The 19,331-nt window shown below is 53.9% G+C and carries 12 protein-coding genes; 1 reads left to right on the plus strand and 11 read right to left on the minus strand.

Annotated features, from left to right (window positions below):
- Positions 1-129: 129 nt before the first annotated feature.
- Positions 130-6,156 (minus strand): alpha-amylase family glycosyl hydrolase, encoded by a 6,027-nt coding sequence (locus tag F4V43_RS02765; protein WP_150456716.1) that lies wholly within the window; start codon positions 6,154-6,156, stop codon positions 130-132.
- A 344-nt stretch (positions 6,157-6,500) separates the two neighbouring features.
- Between F4V43_RS02765 and F4V43_RS20070 the strand changes: the two genes are divergently transcribed.
- A complete protein-coding gene (locus F4V43_RS20070; protein ID WP_223879773.1) occupies positions 6,501-6,596 on the plus strand; it encodes an IS3 family transposase in 96 nt (31 codons plus the stop codon).
- 70 nt (positions 6,597-6,666) lie between these two features.
- On the opposite strand, the gene F4V43_RS02775 is transcribed toward F4V43_RS20070, so the two are convergent.
- From F4V43_RS02775 to xerD, 10 genes are all read right to left on the minus strand, one after another.
- The gene (locus tag F4V43_RS02775; protein WP_150456718.1) at positions 6,667-10,347 is read right to left on the minus strand and encodes a hypothetical protein; all 3,681 of its coding nucleotides are present in this window, start codon (positions 10,345-10,347) and stop codon (positions 6,667-6,669) included.
- A 293-nt stretch (positions 10,348-10,640) separates the two neighbouring features.
- Positions 10,641-11,393 (minus strand): RNA polymerase sporulation sigma factor SigF, encoded by a 753-nt coding sequence (gene sigF, locus F4V43_RS02780; protein ID WP_150456719.1) that lies wholly within the window; start codon positions 11,391-11,393, stop codon positions 10,641-10,643.
- A 13-nt stretch (positions 11,394-11,406) separates the two neighbouring features.
- Positions 11,407-11,862 (minus strand): anti-sigma F factor, encoded by a 456-nt coding sequence (gene spoIIAB / locus F4V43_RS02785; RefSeq protein ID WP_150456720.1) that lies wholly within the window; start codon positions 11,860-11,862, stop codon positions 11,407-11,409.
- Positions 11,859-12,212 (minus strand): anti-sigma F factor antagonist, encoded by a 354-nt coding sequence (gene spoIIAA / locus F4V43_RS02790; RefSeq protein ID WP_150456721.1) that lies wholly within the window; start codon positions 12,210-12,212, stop codon positions 11,859-11,861. Before spoIIAA ends, spoIIAB begins: the two co-directional genes overlap by 4 nt.
- Before the next feature lie 129 nt (positions 12,213-12,341).
- Positions 12,342-13,523, minus strand: coding sequence for a D-alanyl-D-alanine carboxypeptidase family protein (locus tag F4V43_RS02795; RefSeq protein ID WP_411898444.1), 1,182 nt, complete (start codon positions 13,521-13,523; stop codon positions 12,342-12,344).
- Between the two features lie 212 nt (positions 13,524-13,735).
- Positions 13,736-15,067, minus strand: coding sequence for a pyrimidine-nucleoside phosphorylase (locus tag F4V43_RS02800; RefSeq protein WP_150456723.1), 1,332 nt, complete (start codon positions 15,065-15,067; stop codon positions 13,736-13,738).
- 2 nt (positions 15,068-15,069) lie between these two features.
- A complete protein-coding gene (locus F4V43_RS02805; protein WP_150456724.1) occupies positions 15,070-15,948 on the minus strand; it encodes a purine-nucleoside phosphorylase in 879 nt (292 codons plus the stop codon).
- Positions 15,949-15,980: 32 nt separating this feature from the next.
- The gene (locus tag F4V43_RS02810) at positions 15,981-16,808 is read right to left on the minus strand and encodes a purine-nucleoside phosphorylase (RefSeq protein ID WP_150456725.1); all 828 of its coding nucleotides are present in this window, start codon (positions 16,806-16,808) and stop codon (positions 15,981-15,983) included.
- Between the two features lie 71 nt (positions 16,809-16,879).
- On the minus strand, positions 16,880-18,052 hold the full coding sequence (deoB, locus tag F4V43_RS02815; RefSeq protein WP_150456726.1) for a phosphopentomutase: 1,173 nt from the start codon (positions 18,050-18,052) through the stop codon (positions 16,880-16,882).
- Positions 18,053-18,363: 311 nt separating this feature from the next.
- Entirely contained in the window at positions 18,364-19,257 is an 894-nt protein-coding gene (gene xerD / locus F4V43_RS02820; RefSeq protein WP_150456727.1) for a site-specific tyrosine recombinase XerD, read from the minus strand.
- Positions 19,258-19,331 lie beyond the last annotated feature (74 nt).

Consider the following 19,331-nt stretch of genomic DNA (forward strand, 5'->3'; position numbering starts at 1 on the left):
CGGCCTCCCTTGTCGGGGAGGCCGTATTTGTGCATTCCGGTTATTCCGGATTATCGCGGACGAGTTCCGCTGCAAAACCAAGACCCCGGGAAAGTCCCGGGGTCTTGCTGCTTTCTGTCCGCCAAGCGGTTATTTCTTGCCCAGCAGGTTGTAGAGCACCTGCGCCGATTCGGCGCGGGTTGCATGGGCCTTCGGCGCGAAGACATTGCCGGACTGCCCTTGCAGGAGACCGAGCGAGGAGGCCGCAGCTACGTCGCTCTTGGCCCAAGCGCTGACCGAAGCCAGATCGCCATAGGCAGGGTTGCCGGATGCCGGCGCATTCTTGCCGGTCTTCAAGGCATAGGCGCGGACGATCATGGCCGCCATTTCCTCGCGGGTGATCATCTGCGACGGATGGAAGGTTCCCGTGCCGCTGCCTTTGACAAGGCCGCTCTCGTACGCGGCCGCTACCGAATCCGCATACCAGGCTGTGGAAGCCACATCGGAGAAGGAAGCTTTGTTCTTCGCCGTAAGCCCCAGTGTGCGGGTCAGCATGGCTGCAAATTCTGCACGGGTTACGTTCCGGGCAGGCGCAAAGCCTGTGCCGCTGCCTTCCACAATATGCTTCGCGCTCAATACCGACACTGCCTTATGGGCCCAGTGCGCGGCAGGCATATCGCTGTAATTCTTGTTAAACTCGAGTGCCGCATAGCGGCTGAAGTGGGTAACCTTGCCTTTCAGCACGCCGTTCTCTACGGAACCGCCGACATATTCGGCCTTTCCGGCGTCATTCAGATAGTAGACGCCGGTCAAGTCGCTGTCGGCCGAGGCCTTCAGCTTGAAGCTGAGTTCAATTGGTTCCGGGAAGGAAGACAGCGTGACTGCTTTGCCGTCCTTCGCTACGGCTTTCAGTCCGAAATCATACACATCGCCGGCAAGCTCATACACTTCGCTTGCCGATTGGTTCAGCTTCTGGGCGGCAGCCGTCTGGGCGGCCGTATCCAGCTTGCTCACGTTCAGCGAGATCTGGGCGCCTGCAGTCTGTGCAGCGCCAAGCTGCGCTTTCAGGGCGTTCAGCACGCTGATCGGAATGTTCAGCGATACCTGCTCGCCGCTGATGGCGATACGGTTCAGTCCGGTTGCCGAAGCCAGCGCTTCAAGCGGGATCAGCACCTGCTGAGCCGAACCGCTGAGTGCAATCGTTGCCGTTCCGCCGGCCGCAGGCTTGAGCTGATCCGCGGTAACCGTTACGGTTGTCGTAGCAGCTGTCGGCTGTGGCGTTGCGGTTGCAGAACCCGGCGATGCCGGAGTCGGCGTAGCTGGTGCAGGCGATGCCGGAGTCGTGTCGCCGCCCGTCCGGGTTACCGTCAGGGTAATCGTCTTGGTTGCCTTGGCGGCACGGGCCTTGTCTTCATACCAAGGCAAATTCAGCGTCTCGGCAGTCGGTTCGATATGCAGCTTGAACGTATTCACACCGTAGGCAAGCGGAATATCATTGAGCTGCACATTGCCGTAAGCATCCATTGCCGAGGCCGGAATCGGCTGGCCGTTGATCGTGAAGCCGACGCCGAACGGCACGTTGGCTTTCAGATTCATTTTGCTGTCGTCCGTGGTGTAGGCAATATCCTCACCATAGGAAGTACGCGGCAGCGTAATGATCATCGGCATATCTACCCACCGGAGAACGTAATCGTTCACCATCATTTTGTTGCCGCCTTCGTTCTTGATCGTCAGCTGCATATTCGTATTCGTGGAGCTGTACGCCCAGTTACCGGCATCCGTCGTATCGTTGGAGGAACGGATATGGCTGGTAAAAGCCTCCTTGTCCCAGACACCGCGGGTGTACTTATACTGAATGCTCTTGCCGGCCATCATTTTGAAGCTGTATTCCACAATGCTGCGGTCGGTCGCGCCGCTCGGCACCTTCAGTTCATTGCCCGAAGCGTTCCAGCCGTTGAAGTCGCCGGCAATATAGATGCCGTCGGTGCTCGGCGTGTAATTCGGCAGGTGCAGCCGAAGCGTGACATCGACCATGACGATCTTCGGCGTTACGGATTTCTCGCCGGATTCCGAGCGGTTGTACGCCGCGTCGAAGCTGACAATTTTATACGTATACTTCGTATCGTTGCTGACCGTGTAGTCGATGTACGTGCGCGCTGTCTTAATCAGCGTTGCGATCGGCTTGTATTTCCCGTCGCCTTCCTTGCGCATCACTTCAAATCCTTTGACATCGCTGGTATCCGGTATCGTCCAGGCCAGATTCACCATGTTGGATTCCTGGAGAATATCGGACAGTTCAGCCGCCGCCGGCGCCTGGGTATCCGTGGTATCGGCATTGACTACTACCTGCTTCGTAGCGGAGAACTTCTGCGTCTCTCCGTTATTCGTCGAGGCCGAAGCGGTATATTCATAGACGCCTGCCAGAGTCGGCTCAAAGGTTGCGCTGTAGATCTTGCCCAGCTTGTCGTCGCTGTCCGTCTTGTATTTCAGCTTGATCTCCTTGACCAGTTCTTCCGAACCGACCGGGTAGTATTTCAGTTTGACCTGAAGATCCGCCGGTTCCTTGTAGACCAGATCGGTAACGTCGGTCAGTTCCGGAACGCGGACATCGACCAGAATTTCATAGGTGGCCTTGCCGACGCCGACGGTCATTTCCTTCGCTTCCTGGACAATGCTGACCGACTGAACCGGGAGGAACGGAGTTGCCGAGACGTATTCGCTCGGAAGGCTTACGCCTCCATCCTTCACCGCAACCAGTGTGTAGTAATACTTCATTCCATTCACGACGCTCTTATCCGTGTAGGTAGCCGTCGTTACGGTCGCCACCTCCGTCGTCGCCATGCCTTCAAGCGGTGTCCGGTATACCTTATACTCGCTTGCGTCAGCCGCAGGGCTCCAGTTCAGCGTGACGCTGCCCTTGCCTGCCTGTGCTGTCAGTCCGGTTACCTGCGGCACCGTCACCAGCGAGCCGTCCGACAGCATCATGACGCCGGTCATGGCCGGCAGCGTCAGGCTGATAACGCCGTTCGTTACGGTGCCGCTGATCTGGCCTCCAAGCTGGTCAATCAGCTTCATGCCTTCCGGCAGGAATCCGGCTACATCAGCGTCGATCTTGGTCTCGGCGGAGCCGCGGTTGACGGCCACAAGGCCGCCGGCATTCTCGTTCTTGCGGGCATAGGCAATTACATCGCCCTCTGCGTAAGCCACATGAAGATCGCCTGTGCTGAAGACGCTGTTGTCGTGGCGCACATCGGCGGCTTTCTGGTACGTACTGAACAGTTCACTGTAGCGTCCGGTGGCAGAGAAGCTGCCGTCACCATTGTCCTTTACACGTTCCCAAGGGAACGTACGCCGGGAATCCGGGTCCTTCGTTCCGGTTACTCCGACTTCGTCGCCGTAATAGATCGTCGGCGCGCCAGGGTAGCCCATCTGCATGATCGCCGTCAGCGCCTGAAGCTTGATCGCGTTATCCGTGGCCGGATCAGCGACCTTCAGGTTCTCTTCTTCCCAGTCGGGATGATCGTATTTCGTAATCGAACGGGTTGTATCATGCGAATCCACCAGGTTCAGCATCACCTTCCAGGCTTCTTCCGGATAATCCTCGCGGATCGATTCCAGCGCCTGATTCAGGTTCGCCGCATTGCCGGAGATCATGAAGCTCTGGACGGCCGAACGGAACCGGTAGTTCATGACCGAGTCGAATTGGTCTCCGAGCAAGTATTTCGTCGCTACGCCCCATTCTTCGCCCAGAATAATGGGGTCTTCAATCGTTTTGCCGTTGACGTCCTTGCGGCCTTCTACGGATTTGACGGCTTCCCGGAATTTCTCCCAGGTTCCGTTCGATACGTCCGGCGCTACGTCGAGACGCCAGCCGCTGGAACCCATCCACAGCCAGCGCTGGGAGTTCGTAGACTGCATTTGGGCCGAGGCTTCCGTCTCGCTAAGTCCCGTCAGGTCATGGCCGATGACTTCATCCCGGTAAGCCACGTTGTTCCATTCATGCTTGCCGTCGAGCGCCTGGGTATCGGCTTTGTAGAATGGCGTATCTTCCGTCTGCGGTTCTTTCGCATCCATCACAGGCAGGGAATCATAGCCCCACCAGGCATCGTATTTATAATGCTCCATACCGTTGTCGGTTACTTTCGACTTCTCGATAGTGAACCAGGTGGTATATTCAAAGTCTTCTGGATAAGCGTAATTCTTGCCTGTCAGCGGATTGATCTGGCTTGTAAAAGATTTCCGTACGGCAAGTTCCGCATCCGCCTCGCTGATCTTCTTGGCATCCATCATGTCGTAGACTTTTGCCCAGTATTCATAGGCCCCGATTTCGGGGTATTTGGCATAGCGGTCAAAGTAAATGGAATCATCGCCGACGTGGTTGAACACGCCGTCGTTGATCAGGCGCAGACCCTTCTCACGCGCGGCTTTGGCGAAAGCCTGGTACACGCGATCGGATTCTGCCCGAGATGCCGTATAGTCCAACCCCGATTCCGGGTGGTCCGGCGTGTTGTACACCGGCTTGCCGAACATCGGATCCAGATGCTCGTAATCCGTCGCATCATACTTGTGGTTTGACGAAGCCCAGGATACCGGGTTCAGATACAAGGTCGTAACCCCGAGATCCTTCAGGTAATCCAGCTTCTCCTGAATCCCCTTAATGTCGCCCCCGTAGAAGTCATTGGAGTAGACGCCGTCGCTCTTGGCATCCGGGAAGTACGGCTTGTTCTCTTCCGTTATCCGGTTCGGGTTCTCGGGAACATCGCTCCACTCGCCCCATACCTGGTCAGGCGTCGGATCGTTATCTACACCGCCGTCATAATACTGCAGCTTGTATCCGCCCTTGCTGGTCGTATAGTAATCGTAGATCGTTCCCCGGGAGCCGTCCGCCGTCTTGGCGCGGTTATTGGTCGGATCGCCGTCATAGAAACGGTCCGGGAATATCTGGTAGACCACGGAGGTCTTCATCCAGTCCGGCGTTTTGAAATCCGGGTCATACACGGTCAGGTCAAAAGAAAGCGCTCCCGATTCGCTGACCGCACCGCTTCCGCCGCGGCTGGAATCGTCACCGTATTCGACCTTGGTCGTTCCGTCGAGCAGAATAAATTTGTAACCCCATACACCGATCTTGTTGAAATCCTTCTTCGGAACGGTGGCTTCAAAATAATCCTTGCCGTCTACGGAAGTCGCCAAATGCATGGTATAGGCATTGGAGATGCCTTCCGGACTGCTCAATTCCACCTTGGCCAGCTCCACGTCGCCCTGCTTGGCGGCTACGCGGAGCGTCACATCCTCCTGCCCCATCTTGATGGCGCCGAAGGGCTTCTTGAAGGTCAGCGACCGGCTGTCGAACGCAATTGCGTTCTTGTTGATAATGCCGTCGAATTCCGAATCGCTCGGAGCGGCCGGCGCGATCGCGCTGGTGTAGCTCAGAACGCGGGAAGAGGCGGCGTAGTCGATGCTGAAAGTAACGTAGGATTTATCCTCCAGATTCACATTCAGATTGCCGCTGCTTCCACCATAGCTCTCTGTCCAATCTGGCCCAAAAGCAACCTTGGCTTCAAACTCTCCGGCAGGCAGCGTCCGCTGCAGCTTATAAACAGAGCCGTCGAAGTTGTAGTCGACGAAATATTGTCCGGCCTTTGACGGAGACCAATTCTCTTCGCCAAACAACTGTTGAACCGTTCCCACCAGTCTCGGCCATTTGCCCGACTCGAGCTTGGCCTCGTACTGAGGCATTTCGTCAACGCCCGGCAGACTGATTCGGGCCTGGTTGCTCTTCTCGTTTATGTAGAAATTCACCTTGGTAGTCTGGTCCAGGTCGAAAGAGAAATTGCCGTCTTTGCCCTTGGAACTGGAGAAGCCCTCCCAGGTTCCTCCCTTAACGATTTTGAATTCATAATGGCCTTTATTCAGAACCGTGGACAACTCATAGAATCCATCGACCAGATGCTTCATCCGCATGCTCTGGTCCGCATTCTCCCAGTTCTTGATTCCGACGACAATCCAGCCCTCGGCTCGGCCGCCCGGCTGGTCGATCAGCGTATCCGCAACCGGAGCCGCTTCATCGGCCTTGGCTACCGATGCCGGGAACAGCCCGGCAACGAGCTGAAGCACCATGATGACAGCGGTTGCAAGAGAAAGCCAGCGCCGCCGTTCCTTGTTGAACAATGTGGACATGTTCAGTTCATTCCCCCTCAATGTTGTGTGCGAAGTTGCGCTAACGTTTGCACAAATCCCATGAAAAAAGGCTGTCCGCCCCAGCGGTCCATCAACCCATACCACTCTCTTGAGTCAACTTCCCCAACGACCAGCACCCCTGCAAACGTTTTCCCAACTTTCTGAGTTAGATGATAGCACGGCACCGAAATTTTGTAAACGCTTAACTTACGAATGGAAGAATTCGGCGTCAAGGGCAAACTCTCGCAAAGCTACCTGCCTAGATAACGCCTACATCAAATCCCTCTCAAACAGAGAAGTTATAGCTTAACCAGCTTGTGTCAGAAAGCGATATTCATAAATTGGTGGAGGAGTATATCTACTTCTACAACTATCAGCGATTTCAGGCCAAATTAAAACAACGCGCGCCTGTTGACTGCAGGCACGCGTTGGCTGCTTAGCTTTTTTACTTTTCTACTTGACAGGGATATGACCAAGTTTGCTTGTCTTTGTAGCCGAATCAATTAATAATTAGAATGAAGAAACTTTGGTGATTTTTTGGAGGTTCCCGTTATTGTCGTAGTTGTACTCATATTTTTCCCCTGAATCAAGTTCGATAAATTTTAAACGGCCTTTTTCATAGAAATATGTTGCTGAAGAGTTTTCTTTACCAAACTCCCAGACGAATCCTACGTTTCCTGCTTCGTCTGTAGCGTAAACGTATAGCTTTTTATTAGCGGGAAGCTCAACTGGGGTTTTATAATCCAGCCATAGCCCTGTAGTACTTCCAATTTGATATTTCATTGTAACCTTCTCTGCTTCATTTGAGTATGCCACACTCACATGGCGGGCTACATAATATTTAGGATTGTCCGCATTAAAAAGTATTGAGCCTGATGGTGGCGTTTTGTCAATATTGGTTACTGTATATGAAATAATATCTGAAGCAATTCCTGATTCTTTAACGGATCTAATTTCCAGCTTACCATTCTCCTCAAAATCGAAGTACTCAATATCGCCTTTGTTAGTCTTAGTTTTCCAAGATCCATTATTTATACGATATTGCTTTGAATAAGTATCCGCTGGGTAGGCCACGCTGATAATAACGTACTTGTTAGTAAGCTTGTTATCACTGATTGATATAATACTTGGCGTTTGCGGAGCTACCCGATCTATGTTATTGACTGTAAAGCTCGACACGGGTGAGTAATTGCCTGCAGCATCCTTCGCCCTCGCTTCTACTGTCCCATTATCGGAGAAAATTATATTATTTGTATAAGTAGTCCATCTCCCTGAATTTTTTCTATATTCTTTAGTCTCTGCATCCTGCGGATAATCTATTGAGACTACAACATTATTAATTGTGGGAACATGAGGGGAAGCTGAAATTACAGGCTTGATTGGAGGGACTTTATCAATATTATCTATTCTATAGCTGGACACCGACCAGTACCCCATATTGTCCGTTGAACGAGCTTCTATTGTCCCATTGAAGGTAAGTTCTATAGAACCGGTATATATATTCCAATCTTCTTTGTTGATACGGTACTCTTTCTTTACACTAGACTCAGCATATCTGACTGTTATTAAGATATTTTGATTGGTTTGTTGCATATTATTTGAATTAATAATAGCTTTATCAGGACCTACCGCCACATCTATAGAAGAAGGAGATGAAATATTACCAAGTGTGTCAACAGCTCGGGCTTCCAAAGTTCCATTCTCAGAAAAAATAACTGCTGAATTATAGTTAAGCCAATCTCCACCATTTACGCGGTACTCTTTCTTCTCACTATCATTCGAGTAATTAATGACGACCATTTTTTTATTCTCGCTGATTTTGGAGAGGTCAATACTGAAAGTTGGTAAAGTTGGTGGTGTTTTATCAATATTGGTTATTTGAACTGACTTTATTTCAGAGTAGTTTCCAGCTGCATCCCTACTTCGCGCATACACCTCAGTATTCGAATCAACTATCACTGGATTTGTATATGACTTCCAATCATAATTAAGTTTAGTGGTAGTATATTCTCGTATAATTGAATCTTCCGAATATTCGATAGTCGCTTTCACATCCTTGTTGGTAGGCATCATATAGTCTAGACTTATTGTTGGCGTAGTTGGAGGAATTTTATCGATATAATTAATCTCAAAGTTGGACTCCGAAGTATTACCTGCTTGATCTCTTGTTCTCGCATAAATAATAGTATTTGAATCCAGTTCGATATGGGTGTAGAAATCATAAGTATGCCAATCTCCCGAACCTATTTTATATTCGTTAAAGCTCCCCCCGTCTTCCGGATAAATCACACTTAATTTAACTGAGTTGTTTGTAGTAATGGTAGTATTAGGGACAAAAACTGGTCTTTCAGGAGCGATCCGATCAATGTTTTCTACATCCATTCTTTCTGTACTTGAGTTCCCTACTTTATCGGTCGCTTTCGCCTCGAGCTTTACGTTGTTTGTTAAAACAACTGGCCCCATGTAAGTAATCCAAGCTCCTCCGTCAATTCTATATTCTTTTTTAGTATCTCTTGGATAGCTTATCGTTACCGTAACGTTTCCATTTGTCGGAGCTGTAATATCTGCTATTATAGTTGGAATAGAAGGCGGAATTTTATCAATATTATTGATATCGAAACTATACTCTTTGGATTGTACACCCTTAGAATTCATAAATCGTGCCCATAGTAATGTATTTTCACTAATGCGTACAGACGTTAAATAGGTCTGCCATACCCCATCGGATCCTAATTTGTACTGTTTAACATTTGCTTCAAGAGGATATTTTATTGTTACTTCAACGTCTTTATTCGTCAGTTCGGGATTGTCTACACTGAACTCCGGGATGGCCTCACTTCGAGCGTTTAAATCATAAACCTGAATCACAGCGTCTGTTTTCTTTTTTAGGTAAGTTCCATCCAAACGGTACTGTGTATCTCCCACAGCAATATATTTTGTACCTGAGAATAGTAAGGCTCCTGCATAAAAATAATCGTGACCTTGGCTCCCAATAAGATCGAGTCTCAATAACTGCCCCTGAGCATCAAACTCAGCCATCATTCCATCGTTATTTCCTTTATTCAACCCCAGAAAAGGTCCCTCGTTCGAATCACTGCGTCCGGCAGTAGCGTATTTGCCATCAGGAGTTTGTACAATAGAATAAAACTCATCACTATGTCCTACGCCTCCTAATAAGCGGACCCACTCTCTATTCCCATAAATATTATACTTCACCAAAAGTGCTCCATTAAATGAATTTAAAGGATAACCCGATAAATCACCATCAGATGAAGAAGATCTTCCGGCAGCTATAAATCCTCCATCCATTGTTCCAGATATAGTATTAAATGTCTCATAACTTGTTCCGCCAAATGTATTTTTACTTAATAAAATACCACTTTTACTGTATTTAACAGCAATTGCATTGGAATGACCGGTGTCATGAACAAGACCGACAGGCAGATCTCCGTTAACAGAGAAGGAATTTCCAACAACCATTATGTTTCCATCTCTAAGAAATGTAACATCTAAAAAAGAATCCTGAACGGAGCCACCAAAAGTTCGAGCCCACATCAGATTCCCGCTGCTAGAAATCTGGACAATCCAAGCATCGGCCTCACCTTTGTTCATCCCTGCTAGATCATTATCTTTTGATGAAGAATTACCTACGGCAATAATACTTCCATCTTCACCTAAAGCGACTGCGTTAAGGGAGTCGCTCATTGTTCCTCCCATTTCTTTTTTCCATTGTATTTCTCCGCTGCTGTTTAATTTTAAAATAACTCCGTCTTGTTTTAGATAATTATCTCCAACTGCTATAAATCCATCAGGTAAGACAGCAAGATCTCTTATGTAGTAAGTATCATATAGCTTTCTCCATAAGACCTTGTTAGAGCTGTCATATTTAATCACTACACTTCCAACAGATGACAAGGTCCCCAGGCCACCAGCATCTCCATCAATAGAAGTAGTTAGCGCCGAAACTAAAAACCCGCCATCTGAAGTTCCTACGACGGCTCTAGCAGAATCTTCTCCAGACCCCGCAAATCGAATTTGTTCAGATTGTAAAGTATCATTCAAAGCTGAAGCGTTTGTACTCAATAAAAATAGTCCGGCCCAAAGCAAACAGACAGGAAGAATCACACTTCTTTTTTTTTCAGAGTTAATAATAAACCTAGTACCAGGCCATCTTTGTTTACGAAACATCATTTATTTCGACTCCTCGTTTTTACTTTATTTAATAAACCACAAATGGGTTACATAGGTTTTTTCACTCTATTCTAAATTTACACCTCCCTTTTCTACTTAAATTATTAAAACAACATCTATTGTTAAATCCCCTCTTCCATTAAAGTGTTTTATTAGTTTAAATACTAATTATTTTTATCATGAATAGAAAGATTTGTAACGTGAAAGAAATGTGAAAAGACATGCGTCCTTAGAATCACCTCTAAGACCACATGTCTTTATTGTTAAGCGAAATATGAAATCTATACACTTCACTACTGCGCAATCTGTTCCCGAATATTCGCCAGAATCTTCTTCTCCAGCCGCGATACCTGCACCTGGGAGATTCCCAGCCGGCTGGCGACCTCCGATTGGGTCTGGTCCCGGTAATAGCGGAGGTAGACGATCAGCCGCTCCCGCTCGCTGAGCGATTCGATCGCTTCGCTTAGAGCCAGCTTGTCGAACCAGCGTTCCTGGCTCTCGTCAGCGATCTGGTCGATCAGCGTAATGGGATCGCCGTCATTCTCGAATACGGTCTCGTGGATCGACGTCGGCGGCTTGTTCGCCTCCTGGGCGAAGACGATGTCTTCCGGCGTCACCCCGAGCACCTCCGCGACCTCGCCGATGGTCGGGAGGCGGTCCAGCGTTTTGGACAGCTCGTCCCGGGTCTTGCGCACCTTGTTCGCCATTTCCTTCAGCGACCGGCTGACCTTCAGCGTCCCGTCGTCCCGCAGGAACCGCTGAATTTCGCCGATAATCATCGGCACCGCATAGGTGGAGAACTTGACGTCATAGCTGAGGTCGAATTTATCGACGGATTTGAGGAGGCCGATGCAGCCGATCTGGAACAGATCGTCGGGCTCGTACCCCCGGTTCATAAAGCGCTGGACCACCGACCATACCAGCCGGATATTGCAGCCCACCAGCGTATCGCGGGCGGTCGTGTCTCCGGCCTGGCTGAGCGCGATCAGCCGCTTGACCTCCGCATCGTCCAAATAGGTCGGCGGAGCTTTCTTCTCGGCATCCATATGGCTCCATCCCCTAATTGTATAACGCTTTTTTGGATACAATCGTCTTCTTCATACGGACCTGCGTCCCCTGATCCGGAACGGAGACCACCTCGAATTCATCCATGAAGTTCTCCATAATCGTGAAGCCCATCCCCGAACGTTCCAGCTCCGGCTTCGACGTGTAGAGCGGCTGCTGCGCCAGTTCCAGATCCTCAATGCCCCGGCCTTTGTCTTCGATGACGAGCGACACGGTCTCGCCTTCAATCGCAGCGTGGATATGCACCACTCCCGACGGATCGCTGTCATAGCCGTGAATGATGCAGTTCGTGACCGCTTCGGATACAACCGTCTTCAGATCGTTCAGCTCGTCGAGCGTCGGGTCCAGCCGGGAGACAAAGGCGGCCACGGCGACCCGGGCGAACGATTCGTTCTCGGACAAGGCCGCGAACCGGATATCCATGAAATTGCCGGATTGATCGTTTGTCATAACGCAACCTCCAAATCCGAGAGCGCGGCATCCTCATCTTCGTAGACCGGCATAATCTTCAGCAGGCCCGACATATCCATCAGCCGGTGTACGGCCGGGTTCACGCCGGATACCACCATTTTGCCGCCCTTGCCCCGAACCAGCTTGTAACGGCCCAGCAGAACCCCGAGCCCCGAACTGTCCATGAACTGCAACTCCTTGAGATCCAAAACCACGTGCTCGACCTGCCCCCGCAGAATCGCTTCGTCCAGATCCATCCGGACCGCATCGGCCGCATGGTGATCCAGCTCCCCGTACAGGCGGACGACCAGCACACTGCGGCGATGCTCCAATTTGACATGAGAATTCAATCCCGTCACTCCTCTCGCTGCTCTGGAATTACCAACTTCCTACAGCAACGATTCTACGCCTCCAAACGGGAATCCTGCCCTCCGACAAAACTAGAAGAAAACTCCCAATCCTCTACAAAGTACGAGGCCTCAGTCTCTGGAGAACAGCGAGCCCGTCGTCCGTTTGAACAGCTTCCACCAGCCCGCCTTGGCCACCGGTTCGCTGGCCTTCAGCTCGTACTCCTTCACCTTGGCGTCCCCCTGGTAGACCACCAGCTTGCCGACTGTCTGCCCTTTGGCCACCGGCGCTTTTACATTGTCCAACAGCACTTCTTCATGGCGAACGCCGTTCTGGGCAATGCCCTTGCGCAGCAGCAGACTGTAATTCTCCTGCGCGACAAGCGGAATTTCCTTCTTCTCGCCTTTGCGGATCTTGAGCGTAGCCAGAGTATCGCCTTTCTCATGAATCGTGTGGACCTTGTACTGGGCGAACATGTAGTCGAACATACTGGCCACCTCGCTGTTGCGGGTCTTCGTATTCGGTTCCCCGAGCACCACCGCCACTGTGCGCAGACCGTCACGGGAAGCGGTTGCCGAGAGGCAGAACTTGGCTTCGGAGGTATAGCCGGTCTTCAGGCCGTCGGCGCCGGTGTAGAAGCGCACCAGCTTGTTCGTGTTGACCAGCCAGAACGGCTTCTGGCTGTCCTTGCGCAGGTAGTCCTGATAAGAGCCGGTGTATTTGATAATGCGCTCATGCTTCAGCAGCTCCCGGCTCATGACCGCGATGTCGTGGGCCGAGGAGTAATGATTGGCGGCCGGTAGCCCGTTGCAGTTGGCAAAGTGCGTATCCTTCATCCCCAGCTCTTCCGCCCGCTTGTTCATCATCTCGACAAAAGCGCTCTCCGAGCCCGCCAGCTTCTCGGCCATCGCCACCGAGGCATCGTTGCCGGAGGCCATTGCGATGCCTTTGAGCATCTCATCGACGCTCATCTCTTCGCCCGGCTCGAGGAAAATCTGCGATCCGCCCATTGAAGCGGCATACTCGCTCGCCCGGACTTTGTCCGTAAGCTGCAGCCGTCCTTCGTCCAGCGCTTCCACCGTCAGCAGCATCGTCATAATCTTCGTGATGCTGGCCGGAGGCAGCTTGTCATGGCTGTTCTTCTCATAGACAACCGTTCCGGTGGCTGCATCCATCAGAATGGCGGAACGGGCCTGGGGAGCCAGGTCCGGGGCCGTCTGCCCTGCGCTGGAGCCGCTGCGGCTCTCCTTCCCGGCCGGCGCCGGACTCTTCTCGTCGGCGTGCGCTGCCGGGATACAGACGGTTGCCAGCATCGCGCCGAGCACCAGGGCAGCGAATGGTTTGCGAATATTGATCATTGAAGTTCCCCTCCTGAACGTTGGCCTGCGGACGCATACGGCGCAGGTTCTTTGTTCCAGTTTCGTCCAGGAAGGGCAGATTTATTCGCTCGGGGCCGTCATTTACGGTACAAAAAAAGACGGCGCCTCTCCCGGTTGGAAGATGCGCCGTCTCTTCTTCAGCTTCTCTAGAACCGCGTTACGCCGTCCTTTGTTACAATCGCATACACGAGCGGAGGAGCGGCCACCGGTTGGGCGGCCAGGCGATAGGCTTCCAGCACCTTCGCTTCGGCTTCCTCCACCTGGCTTGCGGAAGCGTCATTGATGTGCAGCACCGCGAGCGTATCGCCGGCTTCGACCCGGTCGCCTACCTTGCGGGCCAATACGATGCCGACGCCGAGGTCGATCACCGATTCCTTCGTCTCCCGGCCCGCGCCAAGCAGCATCGCGGCCACGCCGATCTCTTCGGCTTGAATCGCTTCGATATAGCCCCCGGCAGCAGCCTTCACTTCCCGGTGGAGACGCGCGGACGGCAGAAGAGCGGGCTCGTCGATCATCGAGGCGTCGCCGCCCTGGGCCGCGACCATCTCCCGGAACTTCGCCAGCGCGCTGCCGTCCCCGATATGGCCCGACAGGATGGAGCGGGCTTCCGCTTCATCCTTCGCCTTGCCGCCGAGCAGCAGCATCTGGCTGCCGAGAATCAGGCAGACCTCTTCCAGATCCTTCGGGCCCCGGCCGTTCAGGGTCTCGATGCCTTCTTTGATCTCAAGCGCGTTGCCGATTCCATAGCCGAGCGGCTGGTCCATGTCGCTGATAACCGCCACGGTATGGCGGCCAAGCTGCGTACCGATGTCCACCATTGCCTGCGCAAGCGCAATGGAGTCTTCCAGCGTCTTCATGAATGCGCCGCTGCCCGTCTTCACGTCGAGCACGATGGCATCCGCACCGGCCGCGATCTTCTTGCTCATCACGGAGCTGGCGATCAGCGGGATGGAATCCACGGTTGCGGTTACGTCGCGCAGCGCGTACAGCTTCTTGTCCGCCGGCGTAATGTTGCCGGACTGGCCGATAACGGCAGCGCCGAGGCGTCCCACCTGCGCGAAGAAGTCCTCCCGGTCCATCTCGACCGAGAAGCCGGCGATGGATTCCAGCTTGTCCAGCGTTCCCCCGGTATGGCCGAGGCCGCGCCCGGACATCTTGGCTACCGGGACGCCGGCAGCCGCCACCAGCGGAGCCAGAACAACAGTGGTTTTGTCTCCAACGCCGCCGGTCGAATGCTTGTCCACCTTGATGCCGGCGATCGGGCTCAGGTCGATCTGGTCGCCCGATTTAGCCATCTCCAGGGTCAGATCGCCGGTCTCCCGGGCATTCATCCCCTGGAAATAGACGGCCATCGCCCAGGCCGACATCTGGTAATCCGGGATTTCTCCCCGGGTGTACCCCTGAATCAGATAGGCGATCTCGGCCGAAGACAGCTCGCCGCCGTCTCTTTTCTTCTGAATGATATCGACCGCTCTCATGTCTATACCTGCACTTCGCGAACGAATGCCCGGACCAGACCGATGAACTTCGGCTTGGTCTCGTTGGCCACCTTCACCACCTGCTCATGGGTCAGCGGCTCCAGCTCGTCGCCGATGGCCATATCGGTGATGCAGGTCATGCCGAGCACGCGCAGACGGCTGTGGCTGGCGGCAATGACTTCCGGCACCGTGGACATGCCGACGGCATCTCCGCCGAGGAGCGCGAGCATCTTCAGCTCAGCCGGAGTCTCATAGGTCGGACCGGTGATGCCGGCGTATACGCCCTGCTTGAGCACCAGGGATTCCCCGGCGTTGCCCTTGATTTCGGGAGCCAGCTTCTGGGCGAGCTTGATATACTCGGCGTCATAGGCCTGCGACATGTCCGGGAAGCGGACACCCAGCTCGGGATCATTCGGTCCGATCAGCGGGTTGTCGCCGGTCATGTTGAGATGATCCGTAATCAGCATCAGATCGCCGGCCTTAAACGCACGGTTCATGCCGCCGCCCGCATTCGTAATGACCAGCGTACCGACGCCGAGCTTGGCCATTACGTAGACCGGAAGCACAACCTTCTTCATCTCATAGCCTTCGTAGTAGTGAAAACGGCCCTGCATAATGATAACGTCCTTGCCCTCCAGCTTGCCGATGACGAACCGGCCGGCATGGCCTTCGACGGTCGAACGCGGAAAATGCGGAATCTCTTCGTAGGGCAGATAGACGGCATCCTCAATCTGGTCGCCGAGATCGCCAAGGCCCGAACCCAGAATAAGGCCGATAACCGGCGAATAGCCGCCAAGCCGGGACTGAATGTATTCGGCGGCTTCCTTGACCTGTGCGCCGTAGACGGCGGTTGCCGCCGGAGTATTTCCTGTTGGTGTCATATGAAATGTTCCTCCGTTCTAATAGTGGGATGCTACATCTTCGGAATCAGCGCCAGCACCAGACCGAGGAAGCGCTCCCGCACCCGCTCGGCCGTCTCCATGACCTCACCGTGGCTGAGCGGCTGGTCGAGAATGCCTGCGGCCATATTCGTAATGCACGAAATGCCGAGCACTTCAATGCCTGCATGACGGGCGACAATCGTCTCCGAGACGGTGGACATGCCAACGGCGTCGGCGCCCAGCGTGCGCAGCATCCGCACTTCCGCAGGCGTCTCGTAGCAAGGGCCCAGCAGGCCGGCATAGACGCCCTCCCGGAAGGTGAAGTCCTGCTCGGCCGCCGTTTCGCGCGCTGCCTGCAGCAGACGGCGGCTGTACGGCTCGGACATATCCGGGAACCGCACGCCGAGCGCGGCATCATTCGGTCCGATCAGCGGATTGCGGCCGGTCAGATTGAGATGGTCGGTCAGCAGCATCAGATCGCCGGCGGAGAAGCCGATATTCACGCCTCCGGCCGCATTGGTGACGAGCAGGCTGGCTACGCCGAGCTCCTTCATTACCCGGACCGGGAACGCAGTCGTCTCGGGACCGTAGCCTTCGTACATATGGAACCGGCCCTTCATCATGACGACGCGGCGGCCGCGGATCGTTCCGATCAGCAGCTCTCCTTCGTGTCCCTCTACGGTCGATACCGGAAAATGGGGAATCTCCTGATACGGAATGCTGACCTCGTTCTCGATCAGGTCGGCCAGAATGCCGAGACCCGATCCGAGAATCAGGCCGATCTCCGGCGCTACCGTACAGCGGTCCTTGATAAAGACCGCCGCTTCCTGGATGGCGCCTTGGCTGATGATTTCTGTCATGGAAGAATACCTCCGTAAATATGGAATAGGACTTGCAGATACCGGGAATCCGGCCCAGGGCCGGCCGCCTTTTACTTCAGCTCGGACAGGAAGCTCGTTCCGTACTTCGGCGCCCGGGCTCCGAAATTATCGGCGATGGACGCCGCCAAATCCGAGAACGTGGCACGAACCCCAAGGTCCGACGGCGTCCGGAAGGCCGGGCTGTAGACCAGCAGCGGCACGTATTCGCGCGTATGATCGGTTCCGGCGTGGATCGGGTCATTCCCGTGGTCCGCCGAAATAATCAGCAGGTCTTCCCCGGTCAGCGTGCCCACCAGCTCCGGCAGCGCCCGGTCGAACACTTCCAGCGCCCGTCCGTAGCCTTCCGGGTCCCGGCGGTGGCCGTAGAGCGAATCGAAATCGACCAGGTTCGTGAAGAGCAGTCCGTTGAACGGCTTGCGCATCTCTTGGATCGTCAGCTCGATTCCGTGTTCATTGCTCTTCGTCGGATAGGCGGCCGTTACACCTTCGCCGGTAAAGATATCATTGATTTTGCCGACGGCAATCACATCCTTGCCGATATCCGCCAGTGCGTTCATGACGGTCGGCTCCGGCGGCTTCACCGCATAGTCATGGCGGTTCGGCGTGCGGGTGAAATTCCCCGGCTGGCCGACATAAGGGCGGGCAATGACGCGGCCGACCGAGAATTCGGGCGCCATCGTCAGCTCGCGGGCAATATGGCAAGCCCGGTACAGCTCGTCCAGCGGGATGATGTCTTCATGGGCGGCGAGCTGGAAGACGCTGTCGGCCGACGTGTAGACGATCCAGGCTCCGGTCTTCATCTGTTCTTCCCCGTATTCCACCAGAATCTCCGTACCCGATGCGGGCTTGTTGCCGATTACCTTGCGCCCGGTCAGCTCTTCGAACTTCGAGATCAGCTCCTGCGGAAAGCCGTCCGGGTAGACGTTAAAAGGAGTCTCGATCTTCAGGCCCATCAGCTCCCAATGTCCGGTCATCGTATCCTTGCCGACGGACACTTCCTGCATCTTGCCGTAATACGCGGTTGGCTTCGCCACCGGCTGCAGCGGAGGCAGCGGCGCAATATTCGCCAGTCCCATCGCCTGCAGGTTCGGCAGCTTGAGCTGCGGACTGCGCTCCAGAATATGGCCGAGCGTATGCGATCCGGCGTCCCCGAACTGAGCCGCATCCGGCGCTTCGCCGATCCCAACGCTGTCAAGCACAATAAAACAAACCCGTTTGAACATGATCGTCAACTCCTAAAAGTTTACTAGCATCATCTGCTGTGAGAATCTTCGGTAAACTGGCTTCGGAAGCATTCGCTTAGTTTACTAGCATCATCTGCTGTGAGAATCTTCGGTAAACTGGCTTCGAAAGCATTCGCTTAGTTTACTAGCATCATCTGCAGTGAGAATCTTCGGTAAACTGGCTTCGGAAGCATTCGCTTAGTTTACTAGCATCATCTGCTGTGAGAATCTTCGGTAAACTGGCTTCGAAAGCCTATGCTTAGTTTACTAGCATTATCTGCTGTGAGCGTCTGCCCCCACCCCGGCTTCGCCTACCTGGCGCGGGGATGGTGGTTCTCGTAATCTTCCTTCATGCTCCGGCGGGCGATGCCGCTGTACATCTGCGTCGTCGAGATGTCGGCATGGCCCAGCATCTGCTGGACGGAACGAAGATCGGCGCCGTGCTCCAGCAGATGCGCCGCGAAGGAATGGCGAAGGGTGTGGGGAGTGATCTCCTCCCGAATCCCCGCTTCTCTGGCATACTTCTTGATGATCTTCCAAAAGCCCTGCCGGGTCAGCCTCCCTCCGAGGCTGTTCAGAAACAGCGCCGGCTCGTCCTGCCGGGCGCGGAGCAGACGCTCCCGCGCTTCCTCCAGGTAAGCTTCGGCCCATCTCGCGGCGACGCCGCCGAGCGGAAGCACGCGCTCCCGGCCCGAGGCGCCGGCGCAGCGCACGAATTTCAGCTTCGTATCGACGTCGCCGACATTCAGCATGATCAGCTCCGAGACCCGGATTCCGGCGCCGTAGATCAGCTCGAGCATGGCTTTGTCCCGAAGTCCCTGCGGCGACAGAGGGTCGGGCGCCTCCAGCAGCCGCTCGACCTCCGCTTCCGACAGGATCACCGGCGGCTTCTTCACCGGCTTGACCGACTCCATCTCCAGCGTCGGGTCCTGAATGATGACTCCTTGACGGATCAGAAAATGAAAAAAAGCGCGGAGCGATACCAAATTCCGGTTCACTGTCGCCGCCGCCCTGCCGGACTGCTTCAGTCCGGAAAGATAAAGCAGAATATGCGATTTGCGTATTTCGCGGGCCTCCGCCGCTTCCCTTGCGGCGGCAAATTCAAGAAATTGCGACACGTCACGGCCGTAGGAGTCCAGCGTATTCGCGGACAGTCCTTTCTCCTGCGACAAATAATCCAGAAAGGGCTGCAACTCTTTCTCCATTCCACCACGCTCCTGTCCCGGAAAGCGCCGCCAGGGCGCTCCGTACGTTGACGGTGCTGCACTAATTCGACACG

The organism is Paenibacillus spiritus (assembly GCF_008710135.1).
Lineage (GTDB): Bacteria > Bacillota > Bacilli > Paenibacillales > Paenibacillaceae > Paenibacillus_AQ > Paenibacillus_AQ glufosinatiresistens.

Bases quoted from the DNA above. Each gene is read 5' to 3' on its own strand.
- F4V43_RS02765 (WP_150456716.1), bottom strand. From the start codon at position 6,156: ATGTCCACATTGTTCAACAAGGAACGGCGGCGCTGGCTTTCTCTTGCA.
- F4V43_RS02775 (WP_150456718.1), bottom strand. From the start codon at position 10,347: ATGATGTTTCGTAAACAAAGATGGCCTGGTACTAGGTTTATTATTAAC.
- sigF (WP_150456719.1), bottom strand. From the start codon at position 11,393: ATGGATGCCGAGAAGAAAGCTCCGCCGACCTATTTGGACGATGCGGAG.
- spoIIAB (WP_150456720.1), bottom strand. From the start codon at position 11,862: ATGACAAACGATCAATCCGGCAATTTCATGGATATCCGGTTCGCGGCC.
- F4V43_RS02795 (WP_411898444.1), bottom strand. From the start codon at position 13,523: ATGCTGGCAACCGTCTGTATCCCGGCAGCGCACGCCGACGAGAAGAGT.
- F4V43_RS02800 (WP_150456723.1), bottom strand. From the start codon at position 15,067: ATGAGAGCGGTCGATATCATTCAGAAGAAAAGAGACGGCGGCGAGCTG.
- F4V43_RS02805 (WP_150456724.1), bottom strand. From the start codon at position 15,948: ATGACACCAACAGGAAATACTCCGGCGGCAACCGCCGTCTACGGCGCA.
- F4V43_RS02810 (WP_150456725.1), bottom strand. From the start codon at position 16,808: ATGACAGAAATCATCAGCCAAGGCGCCATCCAGGAAGCGGCGGTCTTT.
- deoB (WP_150456726.1), bottom strand. From the start codon at position 18,052: ATGTTCAAACGGGTTTGTTTTATTGTGCTTGACAGCGTTGGGATCGGC.
- xerD (WP_150456727.1), bottom strand. From the start codon at position 19,257: ATGGAGAAAGAGTTGCAGCCCTTTCTGGATTATTTGTCGCAGGAGAAA.